A 16,575-nucleotide genomic window follows, 5' to 3' on the forward strand; every position below is an offset into this window, starting at 1 on the left:
ATTCGTTTGCTCCGCTATTCTGGTAATCCCGCATGGAAATCAAGGTCAATTTTCTCGACAACCTCCGGCTTGAAGCCAAGTTCGACGACTTCACCGTGGTGGCCGACCAGCCGATTCGCTACAAGGGCGATGGCTCGGCCCCCGGTCCGTTCGACTACTTCCTGGCTTCGTCGGCGTTGTGTGCGGCTTACTTTGTGAAGTTGTACTGCAGCACGCGCAATATCCCCACGGACAATATCCGCCTGTCGCAGAACAATATTGTCGACCCGGAAAACCGCTACAACCAGATCTTCAAGATTCAAGTCGAGTTGCCTGCCGATATTTCCGATAAGGATCGCCAGGGCATCCTGCGCTCCATCGACCGCTGTACGGTAAAGAAAGTGGTACAGGCCGGGCCTGAGTTTGTCATCGAAGAGGTAGAAAACCTCGACGCCGACGCCCAGGCGTTGCTGATGCCGGCTTCTGCGTCAGACGCGGGTACCTATATTGCGGGCAAGGACCTGCCGCTGGAGCAGACCATCGCCAACATGTCGGCCATTCTGGCGGGCCTGGGCATGAAGATTGAAATCGCTTCGTGGCGCAATATCGTGCCCAATGTCTGGTCGCTGCATATCCGCGATGCCCATTCGCCGATGTGCTTTACCAACGGCAAGGGCGCGACCAAGGAAGGCGCACTGGCGTCGGCGTTGGGCGAGTTTATCGAGCGCCTGAACTGCAACTTCTTCTACAACGATCAATTCTGGGGCGAAGACATCGCCAACGCGGCGTTTGTGCACTACCCGGACGAGCGCTGGTTCAAGCCGGGCCGCAAAGACGCGCTGCCGACTGAAATTCTCGATGAGTACTGCCTGAAGATCTACAACCGCGATGGCGAGTTGCGCGGTTCGCACCTGATCGACACCAACTCCGGCAATGAAGAGCGTGGCATCGTCTCACTGCCGTTTGTGCGCCAGTCTGACGGCGAGGTGGTGTATTTCCCCTCCAACCTGATCGAAAACCTGTACCTGAGCAACGGCATGAGTGCCGGTAATACCCTGGCCGAGGCGCAGGTGCAGTGCCTGTCGGAGATCTTCGAGCGCGCGGTAAAGCGCGAAATCATCGAAGGTGAATTTGCCCTGCCGGATGTACCGGCCGACGTGCTGGCCAAATACCCAAGCATCCTCGCCGGTATCCAGGCCCTCGAAGAGCAGGGCTTCCCAGTGCTGGTCAAGGATGCGTCCCTGGGCGGCGAGTTCCCGGTGATGTGCGTGACCCTGATGAACCCGCGCACCGGCGGCGTATTTGCCTCGTTTGGCGCCCACCCAAGCCTGGAAGTGGCGCTGGAGCGCAGCCTGACCGAGTTGCTCCAGGGCCGTAGTTTCGAAGGTTTGAACGACTTGCCGCAGCCGACCTTTGAGGGGCATGCGGTGACCGAGCCGAACAACTTTGTCGAACACTTCATCGACTCCAGCGGCGTGGTGTCGTGGCGTTTCTTCAGTGCCAAGTCCGATTACGCGTTCGTGGAGTGGGATTTCTCCGGCCAGGGCGAAGACTCCAACGCCGAGGAGGCTGCCACCCTGTTCGGCATTCTCGAAGGCATGGGCAAGCAGGTCTACATGGCGGTGTACGAGCATATCGGCGCCAAGGCTTGCCGGATCCTGGTACCGGACTATTCGGAAATCTATCCGGTGGACGACCTGATCTGGGATAACACCAACAAGGCGCTGTTCTTCCGCGCCGATATCTTGAACCTGCACAGCCTGGATGAAGAGGGCCTGCAAGCGCTGGTCGAGCGCCTGGTGGAAAGCGAACTGGATGACTACACCGATATCACCACCCTGATCGGCATCGAGTTCGACGACAACACCGCCTGGGGCCAGTTGACGATCCTGGAGCTGAAGCTGCTGATCTATCTCGCCTTGCAGCAGTTTGAAGAGGCGAAGGAAGCGGTGGAGATGTTCCTGCAATACAACGACAACACCGTCGAACGCGGCCTGTTCTACCAGGCGGTGAATGCAGTGCTGGAGATGCAGTTGGACGAGGATTTGGAACTGGAAGACTACGAGGCCAATTTCCGCCGGATGTTTGGCAACGAGCGCATGGACGCCGCCATTGGTTCGGTGGATGGCAGCGTGCGCTTTTATGGCCTGACCCCAACCAGTATGAAGCTGGAAGGGCTGGACCGGCACCTGCGGTTGATCGACAGCTACAAAAAACTGCACGCGGCACGGGCCAACAGCTAGAAGGGATTCCTTATGCAAATCGCAACCCCTGGACTGATCCGCGAAACCTTCCCCGTCGGCCCGTTGCAGTGCAACTGCACGATCATCGGCGACCCGATCAGCAAGAAGGCCATCGTGGTCGATCCGGGCGGCAACCATGAGCTGATCCTGGCACGCCTCGACGCACTGGGCTTGAAGGTGGTGAGCATCATCCACACCCATGCGCACCTGGATCACTTCCTGGCCTCCGGCCAGTTGAAAGAAAAGACCGGCGCCACGCTGCACCTGCACAAGGAGGATCAGTTCCTGTGGGATAACCTCGAAATGCAGTGCCAGATGTTCGGTGTGCCCTACACCCCGGTGCCGTCGCCGGATCGCTGGCTGGCCGATGATGAAGAGCTGGCCTGTGGCTGCGGCGTCGCCTTGCACACGCCTGGGCATACGCCGGGCTCGATGAGTTTCTGGTTTGCCGATGCCAAGCTGCTGATCGCCGGCGATACCTTGTTCCGGCGCGGGGTAGGGCGCACGGATTTGTGGGGCGGCGACCAGGCGACCATCGTGCGGTCGATCAAGCAGCGGCTTTATACCCTGGACGAAGGGGCGACCGTGGTGACCGGGCATGGCCCGGATACGCGCCTGGGGGATGAAATGCGCGAAAATCCGTTTGTCAGGGCCTGACAGCGCGAGGCTCTGCTAGGGTTTAGGTGAGCGTGCCGGCGTTTATCTTTTGTCACAGGTGCGCGGCGGAGTACGGAATTTTTACCGTTTGTCGCGTTCCAAACTCGGCACAGGTCCATTGCCAATGTCCTCTGCATCACAGAATGCAAAAGTAGGAGCTTCTTTCATGTTCACTTCGCGTCGTCTGCTTGTTGTTGCTACCGCGGTAGCCCTATTGTCGGGCTGTGCTTCCCCTAACCCTTACGATGGCAGCCAGGGACAGGCGGACAACGGTTCGCAAGGCATGAGCAAAACCGCCAAATACGGCGGCCTCGGCGCGCTGGCGGGTGCGTTGGCCGGTGCCGCCATTGACCATAACAACCGTGGCAAAGGCGCGCTGATCGGCGCAGCGGTAGCCGGTATCGGCGCTGCGGGTTATGGCTATTACGCTGACCAGCAGGAAAAGAAACTGCGTGAAAGCATGGCCAACACCGGCGTCGAGGTGCAGCGCCAGGGTGACCAGATCAAGTTGATCATGCCGGGCAACATCACGTTTGCGACCAACTCCGATGCTATCGCCAGCAGCTTCTACACCCCGCTGAACAACCTGGCTGGGTCACTCAAGCAGTTCAACCAGAACACCATCCAGATCGTCGGCTACACCGACAGCACCGGCAGCCGCCAACTGAACATGGACCTGTCCCAGCGTCGTGCGCAAAGCGTGGCCAATTACCTGACGTCCCAAGGTGTCAGCCCGACCAACCTGACCACCCGTGGTGCCGGCCCGGATAACCCGATTGCCAGCAACGCCGACGTCAACGGTCGTGCGCAGAACCGTCGCGTGGAGGTCAACCTCGGCCCGATCCCCGGCCAGCAGTATGGCCAGCCTGCGCAGCAACAGCAGCAGAACAACCAGTTCCAAGGCAATCCGTACCAGCAGTACCAGTAACCGTCAGCCAATAAAAAGGGCGCCGTGCAGTCAATGCACGGCGCCCTTTTTTGTGGCTGGCGATTACGTCAGTCGATGTATTCGAACAGTTTCACAATTTTCTGTACCCCGGACACACCCTGTACCAAGTTGGTGGCGCGGGTTGCTTCCTGCTGGGTCAGCAGGCCCATGAGGTAGACGATGCCGTTGTCCGTCACAACCTTGATCCGCGAGCCGGGAATTGCGCTGTCGGTGAGCATCTGGGCCTTGATCTTGGTGGTCAGCACGGCGTCATTGCTGATTGCCAGCAGGGTGATGGGCTGCGCGACCTGCAGTTCGTTGTGGACCTTTTTCACCCGTTGCACGGTTGAGGCTGCCTGTTCGGCTTGGGTCTTGAGGTCGGCGCGCGGGGTTTGCCCGGCGAGCAGCACGATGCCGTTGAAGCTGGTCACGACGATACGCGATGCGCCGTTGCCCAGGTCGGGGGCGGCCTTGGCGACGTTGACGCCGACCTTGGTCTCGATCAGCGAGTCATCGATCTTGCTGCCAAAAGTGCGTGTGCCACGGTCGTCCTGGATAGGGGTGTCGCGGGTCGCAGTGATGGCCGAGGTGCAGCCGCTGATAGCGAGGCACAGCGTGATGGCTATAAGGCTGAGGCGGTTAACGGTCATTCTTCACTCCCGAACAGTTGGCTGTCGATCAGATCGCACAGGCAGTGGATCGTCAGCAGATGGACTTCCTGAATACGTGCAGTGACATTGGCCGGGACGCGGATCTCCACATCCTCGGGTAGCAGCAGCGAAGCCATGCCACCGCCGTCGCGCCCGGTCAATGCTACGACAATCATTTCGCGATCATGTGCGGCCTGGATCGCCTGAATAATGTTCGCCGAGTTGCCGCTGGTGGAAATAGCCAGCAACACATCGCCCGGTTGGCCGAGGGCACGAATTTGTTTGGAAAAAATTTCGTTGTAGCTGTAGTCGTTGGCGATCGAGGTGATCGTCGACGAATCGGTGGTCAAGGCGATAGCCGGCAGGCTCGGCCGCTCGCGCTCAAAGCGGTTGAGTAGTTCGGAGGAAAAGTGCTGGGCGTCGCCGGCCGAACCACCGTTGCCGCACGAAAGCATTTTGCCTTCGTTGAGCAGGGCGTTGACCATGACCTGGCTGGCTTGCTCGATGTGCGGTGCAAGTACGTCCATCGCCTGTTGCTTGGTATCGATACTGGCCTGGAAAAGCTGGCGAATTCGGGATTGCATGTCCATCTGTGTGACCTTAAGTAGCGCGGCTGTATGGCACACGAATGTGCAGCCCGCAAAGCAAAGAGCAAAAGTGTGCGGTGAAGATGTCTGATCGGTACCGGTAACACTCAGCCGTCGAAGGCGTTGCGCAGCCAGTGCAGATCAGCGGTTCCGTGGGGGGTGCTTTGTATGGCAACCACATCGAAACGGCAGGGGGAGTCAGCCCAGCGACCCTCACTGAGCAGGAAAAACTGCGCGGCGAGTATCAGCTTTTGACGTTTGCGCTCGTCGATACTGGCGAGCGCACCACCCCATTGTGCGTATTTTCTGTAGCGGACTTCGACAAATACTACTGTATCGCCGTCAAGCATGACCAGATCAAGCTCGCCGCGTTTACACAACCAGTTCTGCGCCAGCAGGCGCAGACCCTGTTGCTGCAAGTGTTCAAGAGCTTGTTGTTCGGCATCCTTGCCGCTTTGTGCGCTGGAGCGTGGGGGCATCAGCGCGGGGTATCGGGCAGGCGTTCGACCTGGCCACTGACAAACTTGGCCCACGGCATCTGGCGTTCGATCCGCTGGCTCGGGCTCATGCCCAGGTTGCCGGAAAGACCATCGATACGGGTATCAGGCAGTGCCTTGAGCTGACCCAGGCGCGGCGCCAGGCGGTAGGCATCCACGCCCATGGCGTACAGGCGGCCCAGGCTGCCATTGGCTTGTGGCCATTGGGCGGTGACCTGGTTGCGCAGTGGATCGGTGGTGTTGAGCAGCCACGGCGTTTCACAGAACATGATGCCGTTCATGTCGTTGTACTGGTTCTTGTCGCCGCTGGCACTGAACACGTGGGAAGTGGCATACACCGGCACATCGCCTGCGTACTGGAAGTTCAGCGTTGGCTTGATCTGCTGGGCCTGTTGCGGCGTCACGGCGAGGAAGATGAACTCGATGTCCTGGCGACGCGATGGCTGTGCCGCGACATCCGCGCCAACCGTGCTTTGCAGGCTCTTGGCGCGACCTTCGCTCTGGCGCAGCTTGAACAGGTCGGCGATTTGCTGGGCCAAGGCCACAGGCTGGTCGACATGTTCGACCCCAATCAGGGTGCCGCCATTGGCTTCCCAGTCCTGGCGGAAGGCCTTGAGCACGCGGTCGCCCCATTCGCCTTTCGGCACCATGGCCGCCGCGCGGTGCAGGCCGTCGGCGCGGGCGCGACGCGACACTTCGCGGGCTTCGTCCTCGGCAGCCAGGCCGAACTGGAACAGTTGCGCGGGGGCTTGGTCGCCTTCGCTGTAGTTCAGGGCCAGGGTGGTGATGGGCAGTTGCGGGCGGGCGCTGAGTTGTTTGACCAGCGGCTTCTCCAACGGGCCGATGACCAATTGCACGCCGTCAGCCTGGGCCTTTTTGTAGAACTCATCGATGGAGCTGACGCGCGAGCTGTCATAGAACTCGATGACCGGCGGCTTCTGCCCGGCCTGTTGCGCCTGGTAGTGCGCGGCCATGAAGCCTTCACGCAGGGCCTTGGCCACGCTGGCCAGCGGGCCTTGTTGCGGCAACAGCAGGGCGATCTTGTTCAATGGCTGGCTGGCCAGTTCCTTGAGCCGGGTCAGCGGCATCGGCAGTTGCACTGCCGCCGGGTGCGCAGGGTTCTGCGCACGCCAGGTGTCGATGGCGGCTTGCTGCTGCTCCAGGGTGCCGGCGTTCTTCACGGCCTGGGCCAGGCTGATCCAGCCGTCGAGGACCGGGTTGCCGCTGGCCTGCAACTGCTCGCCAGGCACGGCGGCAATCAGGCTCCAGATGGCTTCATGGTTGCTGGTGGCGGCATCGCCCGTGAGCAACGGGGCCATGGCCACGCGTTCGCGGGCGGCGGCCAGGGTCTGGCCGTCGGCTTCATAGGCGCGGGCATGCACGGTGCCGGTGCGGACCTGCTGCTCGGGCGGCAACTCCTTGAGGCTTTGCAGGCTCGGATGGCTTAGCGCCGTCAACGCAGCCTTGGGCTGGTTGCGGGTCATGGCCAGTTCTGCCGACAGGGTGCTGGCAAAAACCTGGGCGGCAGGCTTGAGGCTGTCCAGTGGCACTTGCGCGAGGATCTGCGCGGAGCGTCCTGGATTGTTCTGGTGGAAGGCCATGTCTGCCGCGCTCAGGCGCAGCAGTGCAGCTTTTTCCGGGGTCTTGGCCGAGGTCGCCTGTTCGAGCAGTTGCTCGATGGTGGCATCCGGGGTCCGTGGGAGTTCGCCAAGGCTTGACGAGGGCGAGCTTGCGCAAGCCGCCAACAGGGCAGCCAGGCAAAGGGCAGAGAACAGCCGCAGGCAAGCGATCATGTAAGTGTTCCTGATACCGATCAAATTAGCGTGGAATTGTACCCAAGCACTGGCCGGGGCGCGATGTTACTGGCGTGAAACCGTCTATTTAGATCGTTTAAATGTTGCAGGGCGTCAGTAACCGCCGCAAACAGACCGTCTGGACGCGACCCCGTCGGCGCATTTTCTTGACGTCTACGCGCTACAATATGGCTTTTGCCAATCATCGAGGTGTGCGCTTTGACTGCTCCAGGTCCTTTGAATTCCACTGCTGGCTCGCTTTTTGTGGTGGCGACGCCCATTGGCAACCTGGACGACATCAGTGCGCGGGCGCTGAAAGTGTTGCGTGAAGCCAAGTTGATTGCGGCCGAAGACACCCGGCACTCGCTGCGCCTGATGCAGCACTTCGGTATCGCCACGCCCCTGGCGGCCTGCCATGAGCACAACGAACGTGACGAAGGCAGCCGCTTTATTACCCGCCTGCTCGCGGGCGATGACGTGGCGTTGATCTCCGATGCCGGTACCCCGCTGATCTCCGATCCTGGTTATCACCTGGTCCGCCAGGCGCGGGCCGCAGGTATCAATGTAGTCCCGGTTCCCGGGGCGTGCGCGTTGATTGCAGCCCTTTCGGCGGCGGGCTTACCGTCGGATCGTTTTATCTTCGAAGGTTTCCTGCCGGCCAAGGCCGTAGGGCGCCGGGCGCGCCTGGAGTTGTTAAAGGAAGAGCCGCGCACCCTGATCTTCTATGAGGCGCCGCACCGTATCCTTGAGTGCCTGCAAGACATGGAGCTGGTCTTCGGTGGCGAACGCCTGGCCTTGCTGGCGCGGGAGCTGACCAAGACCTTTGAAACCCTCAAGGGCCTGCCGCTGGAAGAGCTGCGTGGGTTTGTCGAGGGCGACAGCAATCAGCAGCGTGGCGAGTGCGTGGTGTTGGTTGCGGGCTGGACGGCGCCGGAAAGTGAAGATGCCGTGGGTAGCGAGGCCATGCGCGTGCTGGACCTGTTGCTCAAGGAAATGCCGCTCAAGCGTGCCGCAGCCCTGGCCGCAGAAATCACCGGTGTGCGCAAGAACGTGTTGTATCAGGCCGCACTTGATAAACAAAAGAGCGAATAGTTCCTGGGTTTAACGTGCACGACGTCGGAACATGATGGCAATGCTGTCTTTTAATACTTGTTCTAAGACGTCCGTGCCGTTAACCTTCGCGGCGGAGAGTCGATTGGACAGTCGCTGCCCTCTATGAAAATTAGGGGGGGGAGGAAAGTCCGGGCTCCATAGGGCGAAGTGCCAGGTAATGCCTGGGGGGCGTGAGCCTACGGAAAGTGCCACAGAAAATAACCGCCTAAGCACTTCGGTGCCGGTAAGGGTGAAAAGGTGCGGTAAGAGCGCACCGCGCGACTGGCAACAGTTCGTGGCTAGGTAAACCCCACTTGGAGCAAGACCAAATAGGGTTCCAAGGCGTGGCCCGCGCTGGAACCGGGTAGGTTGCTAAAGATGTCCAGTGATGGCCATCGTAGACGAATGACTGTTCAAGACAGAACCCGGCTTATAGATCGACTCTCCACCTTTTTTCCTTCTGCACGAGTCTCGGGCAGAAACCAGGTAGTAACGCAAGAATCCCTCCCTGCCAAATCATTGGCAGATGCGTCTTCGTAATACCGAAAAAATCTTACTCTTAATAAATTACTTTAAGTTCAAGCTCTAGCTCTTTGAGCTATTTGGGGTTGTTGAGTCAAAAACATCGCCGAACTCTCGTTTCTCCTCCTTTTGCGCTCCTAAATCTCCGTTCTGTAAGGCTTTTCCTTTAATCCGCGCCTTGACGGTGTGGTGGGCGCATTCCTATAGTGTGCGCAAGTGGCGGAAAGTGGCACAAAGTGGGTTTTTTGAACGTAAAACGCTAAAATTTGGAGAAACGCATCTGTGTTTCGCGGAGCTAACGCTATAAGTCTCGATGCAAAAGGCCGTCTCGCCATGCCGAGCCGGTATCGTGACGAGCTCATTTCGCGAAGTTCCGGGCAATTAATCATCACGATTGATGCCGTTGATCCCTGTTTGTGTGTTTACCCCCTCGATGAGTGGGAGTTGATTGAAACCAAGTTGCGCGCTCTGCCTTCGTTGCGTGAAGAAAACCGTCGCCTGCAACGTTTGCTGATTGGTAATGCCGTCGATCTCGAACTCGATGGCAGTGGTCGTTTCCTGGTTCCACCGCGTCTGCGCGAATACGCCAAGCTCGATAAGCGCGCGATGCTGGTAGGCCAACTGAACAAGTTCCAATTGTGGGACGAAGATGCCTGGGATGCTGTGTCTGCAGCTGACCTGGCTGCTATTCAACAACCGGGCGCCATGCCTGATGAACTGCGTGATTTGATCCTGTGACTATTGATAGCGGCTTTAACCACATCACCGTGCTGCTTGACGAAGCCGTCGAGGCTCTCGCCGTGCGCCCTGATGGCTGCTATCTGGATGGCACGTTCGGGCGCGGCGGGCACAGTCGGTTGATCCTCAGCCAGCTCGGCCCGCAGGGCAAGCTCCTCGGGTTCGACAAGGATCCCCAGGCGATTGCCACCGGGCAAGCGCTAGCGGCCGAAGACGGCCGCTTTGTCGTTGTGCAGCGCAGCTTTGCCGAGCTGGGCGCTGAAGTCGCCGAGCGGGGCATGGCGGGCAAGGTGGCCGGGGTCTTGCTGGACCTGGGCGTGTCGTCGCCGCAGTTGGACGACCCTGAGCGCGGCTTCAGTTTCATGAATGATGGCCCGCTGGACATGCGCATGGACCCGAGCCGTGGCATTAGCGCCGCGCAGTTCATCGCCACCGCACCTCACGAAGAAATCACCCGTGTGTTCAAGGAATACGGCGAAGAGCGATTCGCCGGCCGCATGGCGCGTGCCGTGGTCGAGCGCCGGGAAATCCAGCCGTTCGAACGCACTGCCGACCTGGCCGAAGTGCTGAAAGTCGCCAACCCGGCGTGGGAAAAGGGCAAGAACCCGGCAACCCGTGCGTTCCAGGGCCTGCGCATTCACGTCAACAACGAATTGGGTGACCTTGAGGCCGGCCTCGAGGCTGCCCTGGAATCCCTGGAAGTGGGCGGTCGCCTGGTGGTGATCAGCTTCCACTCCCTGGAAGACCGCATCGTCAAATTGTTCATGCGTCGCCTGGTCAAGGGCGAGAGCGATAACCTGCCGCGCAACCTGCCGGTACGTTTCGAAGCCTTTGTGCCGAAAATCAAAATCCATGGCAAAGCGCAGTTCGCCTCCGAAGCCGAACTCAAGGCCAACCCCCGTGCTCGCAGCGCCGTCATGCGCGTTGCGGAGAAGCTGCGGTGAGCAAGCTTTTCGCCAAGCCTCTGCCGGGCGGCAGCTTCTTTATGTTGCTGCTGTTTGTCGGCGTGCTGGTGTCCGCGATTGCGGTGTCCTACAGCGCCCACTGGAATCGCCAGTTGCTCAATAGCCTGTACGGCGAGTTGAGCGTGCGCGACAAGGCGCAGGCGGAGTGGGGCCGGTTGATCCTGGAACAAAGTACCTGGACGGCCCACAGCCGCATCGAAGTGCTGGCCGCCGAACAGCTGAAGATGCACATTCCTGGCGCGGCTGAAGTCCGCATGGTGGCGCCATGATGAAACTCGAAGGCGCACTCTACCCATGGCGCTTCCGTGTCGTGCTGGGCTTGCTCGCACTGATGGTGGGCGCGATTGCCTGGCGCATCGTCGACCTGCAGGTGGTGGACCGCGACTTCCTGATCGGCCAGGGCGATGCCCGTAGCCTGCGTCATATCCCGATTCCTGCGCACCGCGGCCTGATTACCGACCGTAATGGCGAGCCCCTGGCTGTCAGTACCCCGGTGACCACCCTGTGGGCCAACGCCAAGGAGCTGCAAGTGGCCAAGGACAAGTGGACCGAACTGGCCCACGCCCTTGGCCAGGATCCCAAGGCCCTTAAAGAGCGCCTTGAAGCCCAGGCCAATAAAGAATTCATCTATCTGGTTCGCGGCCTCACCCCTGAACAGGGGCAAGGCGTGCTCGACCTGAAAATCCCCGGTGTCTACGGCATCGAGGAATTCCGGCGTTTCTACCCGGCCGGCGAGACCACTGCCCATATGGTCGGCTTCACCGACATTGATGACCATGGCCGCGAAGGGGTGGAACTTGCCTACGACGAATGGCTGGCCGGGGTTCCCGGCAAACGGCAGGTCATCAAGGATCGACGCGGCAGACTGATCAAGGATGTCCAGGTCACCAAAAACGCCAAGGCCGGTAAGCCCTTGGCGTTGTCGATTGACCTGCGCCTGCAATACCTGGCCAACCGTGAGCTGCGTAACGCCATCATTGAGAACGGCGCCAAGGCCGGCAGCCTGGTGATCATGGACGTGAAGACCGGTGAGATCCTCGCCATGGTCAACCAGCCGACCTACAACCCGAATAACCGTCGCAACCTGCAACCGGCGATGATGCGCAACCGCGCGATGATCGACGTGTTCGAGCCGGGTTCGACCATGAAAGCCATCTCCATGAGTGCGGCCCTGGAGTCCGGGCGCTGGAAGCCGACCGACAAGGTCGAGGTCTATCCCGGCACCCTGCAACTGGGCAAATACACCATCCGCGACGTATCCCGTAGCGAAGGCCCGGTGCTGGACCTGACCGGCATCCTGATCAACTCCAGTAACGTGGGCATGAGTAAAGTCGCCTTTGATATCGGCGGCGAGACCATCTACCACCTGGCGCAGAAGATCGGCCTCGGCCAGCCCACGGGCCTGGACTTCCCGGGCGAGCGCGTCGGCAACCTGCCCAACTACCGTGAGTGGCGCAAGGCCGAGACCGCGACCCTGTCCTACGGCTATGGCCTGTCGGTGACCGCGATCCAGCTGGCCCATGCCTTTTCCGTGCTGGCCAACAATGGCCGCATGACGCCATTGAGCCTGATCCACGTTGACGAAGCGCCGAAATCCGAACAGGTCATCCCGGAAAACGTCGCCAAGACCATGCAGACCATGCTGCAACAAGTGATCGAGGCGCCGCGCGGCGTGTTCCGTGCCCAGGTGCCGGCCTATCACGTGGCCGGCAAGTCCGGTACGGCGCGTAAGACTTCGGTGGGCACCAAGGGCTATGCCGAAAACTCCTACCGTTCGCTGTTCGCCGGCTTCGGCCCGATGAGCGATCCGCGCTACGCCATCGTGGTGGTCATCGACGAACCGAGCAAGGCCGGTTACTTCGGTGGCCTGGTCTCGGCTCCCGTATTCAGCAAAGTCATGTCCGGCACCCTGCGCTTGATGAACATCACGCCGGACAACCTGCCGCCGACCCAACAAGCCAACGCCGGACCACCGGCCGCTGCTGTAAAAGCCAATGGAGGGCGCGGCTGATGTCTCTTAGCCTGAACAAGATTTTCGCCCACGCTGGTCGCGACCTATTGATTCGTGAACTGAGCCTGGACAGCCGTAACGTACGCGCCGGCGACCTGTTCCTGGCTGTGCCGGGCGGCAAGTTCGATGGCCGTGCGCATATCGCCGACGCCTTGCAGCGCGGCGCGGCGGCCGTGGCCTATGAAGTAGAAGGCGCCACCGTATTGCCGATTACCGATGTGCCGTTGATTCCGGTCAAGGGCCTGGCGGCGCAGTTGTCGGATATCGCCGGGCGTTTTTATGGCGACCCGAGCCGTCAACTCAACCTGGTCGGCGTCACCGGCACCAACGGCAAGACCAGCGTCACCCAACTGGTGGCCCAGGCGCTGGACCTGCTAGGACAGCACTGCGGCATCGTCGGCACCCTGGGCACCGGTTTCTACGGCGCGCTGCAAAGCGGCCTGCATACCACGCCGAACCCGATCGCCGTGCAGGCGACCCTGGCCGACCTGAAAAAGGCCGGGGCCAAGGCCGTCGCCATGGAAGTGTCGTCCCACGGCCTGGACCAGGGCCGGGTGACTGCGCTGGCGTTCGACGTGGCGGTGATGACCAACCTGTCCCGCGACCACCTGGACTACCACGGCAGCATGGAGGCGTACGCCGCCGCCAAGGCCAAGCTGTTCGGCTGGACCGATCTGAAGTGCCGCGTCGTGAACCTCGATGATGCATTCGGTCGCCAACTGGCCGCCGAAAAAAGCGAAGCGCGCCTGATCAGCTACAGCCTGGAAGATTCCAGCGCCTACCTGTATTGCCGCGAAGCCCAGTTCAACGATGAAGGCGTACTCGCAACGCTGGTTACGCCCCAGGGCGAACACCATCTGCGCAGCACCTTGCTCGGTCGCTTCAACCTGAGCAACGTGCTCGCAGCCATCGGCGCCTTGCTGGGCCTGGATTATGCCCTGGATGAAATCCTGCGCGTATTGCCCAAGCTCGAAGGCCCGGCCGGGCGCATGCAGCGCCTGGGTGGCGGGACGCAACCGCTGGTGGTGGTCGATTACGCCCACACCCCGGATGCCCTGGAAAAAGTCCTCGAAGCCTTGCGTCCTCATGCCAGGGGCAAGTTGTTGTGCCTGTTCGGCTGCGGCGGCGACCGCGATCGCGGCAAACGCCCGCTGATGGCCGAGATCGTCGAGCGCCTGGCCGACGGCGTGCTGGTCACCGATGACAACCCGCGCAGCGAAGCGCCGAGCCAGATTTTCGACGATATCCGCGCAGGCTTCAAAGACGCCTCCCAAGTGACTTTTGTTGCCGGCCGCGCCGACGCCATTGCCCAGTTGATTGCCAGCGCCAGCGCCGACGACGTGGTAGTCCTGGCCGGTAAAGGCCATGAGGACTACCAGGAAATCAACGGCGAGCGCCATGCCTTCTCCGATCTGGTCGAGGCCGATCGCGCCTTGACCGCATGGGAGGTGGCCCATGCTTAAGGCCATGCAGTTCAGCGAACTGACCCAGGCTTTGTCGGCCCGTGTGTTGTCGAGTGATTGCAGCTTCGACGGCGTCAGTATCGACAGTCGCAACATCAAGCCGGGGCAACTGTTCGTCGCCCTGGCCGGCCCGCGCTTCGACGGGCATGACTATTTGAATGAGGTGGCCGCCAAAGGCGCGGTCGGCGCCCTGGTGCAGCGTGAAGTCACTGACTCGACACTGCCGCAGTTGCTGGTGGCCGACACCCGCCTGGCCCTTGGCCAGCTGGGTGCACTGAATCGCGCAGCGTTCACCAACCCGGTGGCGGCGATCACCGGTTCCAGCGGCAAGACCACGGTCAAGGAACTGCTCGCCGGTATCCTGCGCACGCGCGGGCCGGTGCTGGCGACCCGTGGCAACCTCAACAATGATTTTGGCGCACCGCTGACCCTGCTGGAACTGGCCCCGGAACACACCGCCGCCGTGATCGAGCTGGGCGCGTCGCGCATTGGCGAAATTGCCTACACGGTGGCCATGACCCGGCCACACGTTGCGATTATCAACAACGCCGGTACCGCCCACGTTGGCGAGTTTGGCGGTCCCGAGAAGATCGTCCAGGCCAAGGGTGAAATCCTTGAGGGGCTGGACGCTTCCGGCATCGCCGTATTGAACCTCGATGACAAGGCCTTCGAAACCTGGCGTGTACGTACCGCCGGGCGCAAGGTCCTGAGCTTCGCCGTGCACAACGCCGCGGCCGATTTCCATGCCTCGAACATCACGCTCGACGCCCGTGGCTGCCCGGCCTTCACCCTGCACAGCCCGCAAGGTGATGAGCACGTGCAACTGAACCTGCTGGGCAACCATAACGTTGCCAATGCCCTGGCCGCCGCCGCCGCTGCTTACGCCCTGGGCGTGTCGCTGTTCGGCATTGCCACCGGCCTTGGCGCAGTGCAACCGGTCAAGGGCCGTACCGTGGCGCAACTGGCGAGCAACGGCATGCGCGTGATTGACGACACTTACAACGCCAACCAGTCCTCGATCTGCGCGGCCATTGACCTGCTCAAAGGCTTCGACGGTCGCAAGGTGCTGGTGCTGGGGGATATCGCCGAGCTGGGCGAATGGGCCGAACAGTCCCACCGTGAAGTCGGTGCCTACGCCAGTGGCAAAGTCGACGCCCTCTACGCCGTCGGTCCGAACATGGCCCATGCCGTCGCCGCTTTCGGTTTGGGCGCGCGGCATTTCGCGAGCCAGGCCGAGTTGATCCAGGCGCTGGGCGCGGCCGAACAAGACAAACACACAACTATTTTGATCAAGGGATCGCGCAGCGCGGTGATGGAAAACGTCGTCGCGGCCTTGTGTGGCTCAAGTACGGAGAAACATTAATGCTGCTGCTGCTGGCTGAGTATCTGCAACAGTTCCACAAAGGCTTCGCGGTCTTTCAGTACCTGACCCTGCGCGGGATCCTGGGTGTGCTGACCGCGCTGTGTTTGTCGCTGTTTCTCGGGCCATGGATGATCCGTACCCTGCAAAACCTGCAGATCGGCCAGTCCGTGCGTAATGACGGCCCGCAGTCGCACCTGTCCAAGTCCGGCACACCGACCATGGGCGGTGCGTTGATCCTGTCGTCCATCGGTATCAGCACCTTGCTCTGGGCCGACCTGGCCAACCGCTACGTCTGGGTGGTGTTGCTGGTGACCCTGCTGTTCGGCGCCATCGGCTGGGTCGATGATTACCGCAAGGTGATCGAGAAGAACTCCAAGGGCCTGCCAAGCCGCTGGAAGTACTTCTGGCAGTCGGTGTTCGGCCTGGGCGCGGCGATCTTCCTTTATATGACTGCGCCAAGCGCGGTGGAAACCACCCTGATTTTCCCGATGCTCAAGGACGCCAGCATCCCGCTGGGCATTGGCTTCGTGGTACTGACCTACTTTGTGATCGTCGGCTCCAGCAACGCGGTCAACCTGACCGATGGCCTTGATGGCCTGGCGATCATGCCGACCGTCATGGTGGGCGGCGCCCTGGGCATCTTCTGCTACCTGTCGGGTAACGTGAAATTCGCTGAATACCTGCTGATCCCGTATGTACCGGGCGCGGGTGAATTGATTGTGTTCTGCGGCGCGCTGATCGGTGCCGGGCTGGGCTTCCTGTGGTTCAACACCTATCCGGCCCAGGTGTTCATGGGCGACGTCGGCGCCCTGGCGCTGGGTGCGGCCCTGGGCACCATTGCCGTGATCGTGCGCCAGGAAATCGTCCTGTTCATCATGGGCGGCGTGTTCGTGATGGAGACCCTGTCGGTGGTGATCCAGGTTGCGTCCTTCAAGTTGACCGGCCGCCGCGTGTTTCGCATGGCGCCGATTCATCACCACTTTGAACTCAAGGGCTGGCCGGAGCCACGGGTGATCGTCCGTTTCTGGATCATCACCGTGATTCTTGTGCTGGTTGGCCTTGCCACCCTGAAACTGAGGTAGAAACG

General features: G+C 60.9%; 15 protein-coding genes and 1 other RNA gene. 12 read left to right on the plus strand and 4 right to left on the minus strand.

Translation table 11 applies throughout. The annotated features are described in order from the left end of the window. The first annotated feature begins 32 nt into the window (after window positions 1-32). The 3 genes from HBO11_RS10860 to HBO11_RS10870 all read left to right on the plus strand — a co-directional run bounded on the left by HBO11_RS10860 (window position 33) and on the right by HBO11_RS10870 (window position 3,807). On the plus strand, window positions 33-2,222 hold the full coding sequence (locus HBO11_RS10860) for an OsmC domain/YcaO domain-containing protein (RefSeq protein WP_169956368.1): 2,190 nt from the start codon (window positions 33-35) through the stop codon (window positions 2,220-2,222). A 12-nt stretch (window positions 2,223-2,234) separates the two neighbouring features. Then, entirely contained in the window at window positions 2,235-2,879 is a 645-nt protein-coding gene (locus tag HBO11_RS10865; RefSeq protein ID WP_169956366.1) for an MBL fold metallo-hydrolase, read from the plus strand. A gap of 166 nt (window positions 2,880-3,045) precedes the next feature. Next, window positions 3,046-3,807 carry an OmpA family protein gene (locus HBO11_RS10870; RefSeq protein ID WP_029297808.1) on the plus strand — a complete coding sequence of 254 codons (762 nt, stop codon included), beginning with the start codon at window positions 3,046-3,048 and terminating at the stop codon, window positions 3,805-3,807. Window positions 3,808-3,875: 68 nt separating this feature from the next. On the opposite strand, the gene HBO11_RS10875 is transcribed toward HBO11_RS10870, so the two are convergent. From HBO11_RS10875 to HBO11_RS10890, 4 genes are all read right to left on the minus strand, one after another. Beyond that, window positions 3,876-4,457, minus strand: coding sequence for a BON domain-containing protein (locus HBO11_RS10875; protein WP_169956365.1), 582 nt, complete (start codon window positions 4,455-4,457; stop codon window positions 3,876-3,878). Beyond that, window positions 4,454-5,047 (minus strand): phosphoheptose isomerase, encoded by a 594-nt coding sequence (locus tag HBO11_RS10880; protein ID WP_003171862.1) that lies wholly within the window; start codon window positions 5,045-5,047, stop codon window positions 4,454-4,456. The genes HBO11_RS10875 and HBO11_RS10880 overlap by 4 nt, the downstream gene beginning before the upstream one ends. A gap of 104 nt (window positions 5,048-5,151) precedes the next feature. Beyond that, the gene (locus tag HBO11_RS10885; protein WP_169956363.1) at window positions 5,152-5,523 is read right to left on the minus strand and encodes a YraN family protein; all 372 of its coding nucleotides are present in this window, start codon (window positions 5,521-5,523) and stop codon (window positions 5,152-5,154) included. Continuing rightward, window positions 5,523-7,334 (minus strand): penicillin-binding protein activator, encoded by a 1,812-nt coding sequence (locus HBO11_RS10890; protein ID WP_169956361.1) that lies wholly within the window; start codon window positions 7,332-7,334, stop codon window positions 5,523-5,525. Before HBO11_RS10890 ends, HBO11_RS10885 begins: the two co-directional genes overlap by 1 nt. A gap of 219 nt (window positions 7,335-7,553) precedes the next feature. Here HBO11_RS10890 and rsmI point away from each other — a divergent pair, with 219 nt between their 5' ends. The 9 genes from rsmI (at window position 7,554) to mraY (ending at window position 16,570) form a co-directional block, all read left to right on the plus strand. Beyond that, a complete protein-coding gene (rsmI, locus tag HBO11_RS10895) occupies window positions 7,554-8,426 on the plus strand; it encodes a 16S rRNA (cytidine(1402)-2'-O)-methyltransferase (RefSeq protein WP_169956359.1) in 873 nt (290 codons plus the stop codon). Between the two features lie 95 nt (window positions 8,427-8,521). After that, window positions 8,522-8,875, plus strand: an RNA gene (rnpB, locus tag HBO11_RS10900) — RNase P RNA component class A. A gap of 355 nt (window positions 8,876-9,230) precedes the next feature. Next, a complete protein-coding gene (gene mraZ / locus HBO11_RS10905) occupies window positions 9,231-9,686 on the plus strand; it encodes a division/cell wall cluster transcriptional repressor MraZ (RefSeq protein ID WP_003171868.1) in 456 nt (151 codons plus the stop codon). Window positions 9,687-9,688: 2 nt separating this feature from the next. Further along, window positions 9,689-10,630 carry a 16S rRNA (cytosine(1402)-N(4))-methyltransferase RsmH gene (gene rsmH / locus HBO11_RS10910; protein WP_169956407.1) on the plus strand — a complete coding sequence of 314 codons (942 nt, stop codon included), beginning with the start codon at window positions 9,689-9,691 and terminating at the stop codon, window positions 10,628-10,630. Then, entirely contained in the window at window positions 10,627-10,920 is a 294-nt protein-coding gene (gene ftsL / locus HBO11_RS10915) for a cell division protein FtsL (RefSeq protein ID WP_169956357.1), read from the plus strand. The genes rsmH and ftsL overlap by 4 nt, the downstream gene beginning before the upstream one ends. Beyond that, window positions 10,920-12,662 (plus strand): penicillin-binding protein 2, encoded by a 1,743-nt coding sequence (locus HBO11_RS10920; protein ID WP_169956405.1) that lies wholly within the window; start codon window positions 10,920-10,922, stop codon window positions 12,660-12,662. Before ftsL ends, HBO11_RS10920 begins: the two co-directional genes overlap by 1 nt. After that, window positions 12,662-14,125: a UDP-N-acetylmuramoyl-L-alanyl-D-glutamate--2,6-diaminopimelate ligase gene (locus tag HBO11_RS10925; protein WP_169956355.1), complete on the plus strand. Its 1,464-nt coding sequence runs from the start codon at window positions 12,662-12,664 to the stop codon at window positions 14,123-14,125. Before HBO11_RS10920 ends, HBO11_RS10925 begins: the two co-directional genes overlap by 1 nt. After that, window positions 14,118-15,488: a UDP-N-acetylmuramoyl-tripeptide--D-alanyl-D-alanine ligase gene (murF, locus tag HBO11_RS10930; protein WP_169956353.1), complete on the plus strand. Its 1,371-nt coding sequence runs from the start codon at window positions 14,118-14,120 to the stop codon at window positions 15,486-15,488. Before HBO11_RS10925 ends, murF begins: the two co-directional genes overlap by 8 nt. Continuing rightward, window positions 15,488-16,570 (plus strand): phospho-N-acetylmuramoyl-pentapeptide-transferase, encoded by a 1,083-nt coding sequence (gene mraY, locus HBO11_RS10935; protein WP_029297824.1) that lies wholly within the window; start codon window positions 15,488-15,490, stop codon window positions 16,568-16,570. Before murF ends, mraY begins: the two co-directional genes overlap by 1 nt. Window positions 16,571-16,575 lie beyond the last annotated feature (5 nt).

Source organism: Pseudomonas sp. WS 5010, assembly GCF_012985565.1.
Lineage (GTDB): Bacteria > Pseudomonadota > Gammaproteobacteria > Pseudomonadales > Pseudomonadaceae > Aquipseudomonas.

Excerpts from the sequence above, each read along its gene's own strand:
- HBO11_RS10860 (WP_169956368.1), top strand. The coding sequence starts at position 33 with ATGGAAATCAAGGTCAATTTTCTCGACAACCTCCGGCTTGAAGCCAAG.
- HBO11_RS10865 (WP_169956366.1), top strand. The coding sequence starts at position 2,235 with ATGCAAATCGCAACCCCTGGACTGATCCGCGAAACCTTCCCCGTCGGC.
- HBO11_RS10870 (WP_029297808.1), top strand. The coding sequence starts at position 3,046 with ATGTTCACTTCGCGTCGTCTGCTTGTTGTTGCTACCGCGGTAGCCCTA.
- HBO11_RS10875 (WP_169956365.1), bottom strand. The coding sequence starts at position 4,457 with ATGACCGTTAACCGCCTCAGCCTTATAGCCATCACGCTGTGCCTCGCT.
- HBO11_RS10880 (WP_003171862.1), bottom strand. The coding sequence starts at position 5,047 with ATGGACATGCAATCCCGAATTCGCCAGCTTTTCCAGGCCAGTATCGAT.
- HBO11_RS10885 (WP_169956363.1), bottom strand. The coding sequence starts at position 5,523 with ATGCCCCCACGCTCCAGCGCACAAAGCGGCAAGGATGCCGAACAACAA.
- HBO11_RS10890 (WP_169956361.1), bottom strand. The coding sequence starts at position 7,334 with ATGATCGCTTGCCTGCGGCTGTTCTCTGCCCTTTGCCTGGCTGCCCTG.
- HBO11_RS10920 (WP_169956405.1), top strand. The coding sequence starts at position 10,920 with ATGAAACTCGAAGGCGCACTCTACCCATGGCGCTTCCGTGTCGTGCTG.
- HBO11_RS10925 (WP_169956355.1), top strand. The coding sequence starts at position 12,662 with ATGTCTCTTAGCCTGAACAAGATTTTCGCCCACGCTGGTCGCGACCTA.
- murF (WP_169956353.1), top strand. The coding sequence starts at position 14,118 with ATGCTTAAGGCCATGCAGTTCAGCGAACTGACCCAGGCTTTGTCGGCC.
- mraY (WP_029297824.1), top strand. The coding sequence starts at position 15,488 with ATGCTGCTGCTGCTGGCTGAGTATCTGCAACAGTTCCACAAAGGCTTC.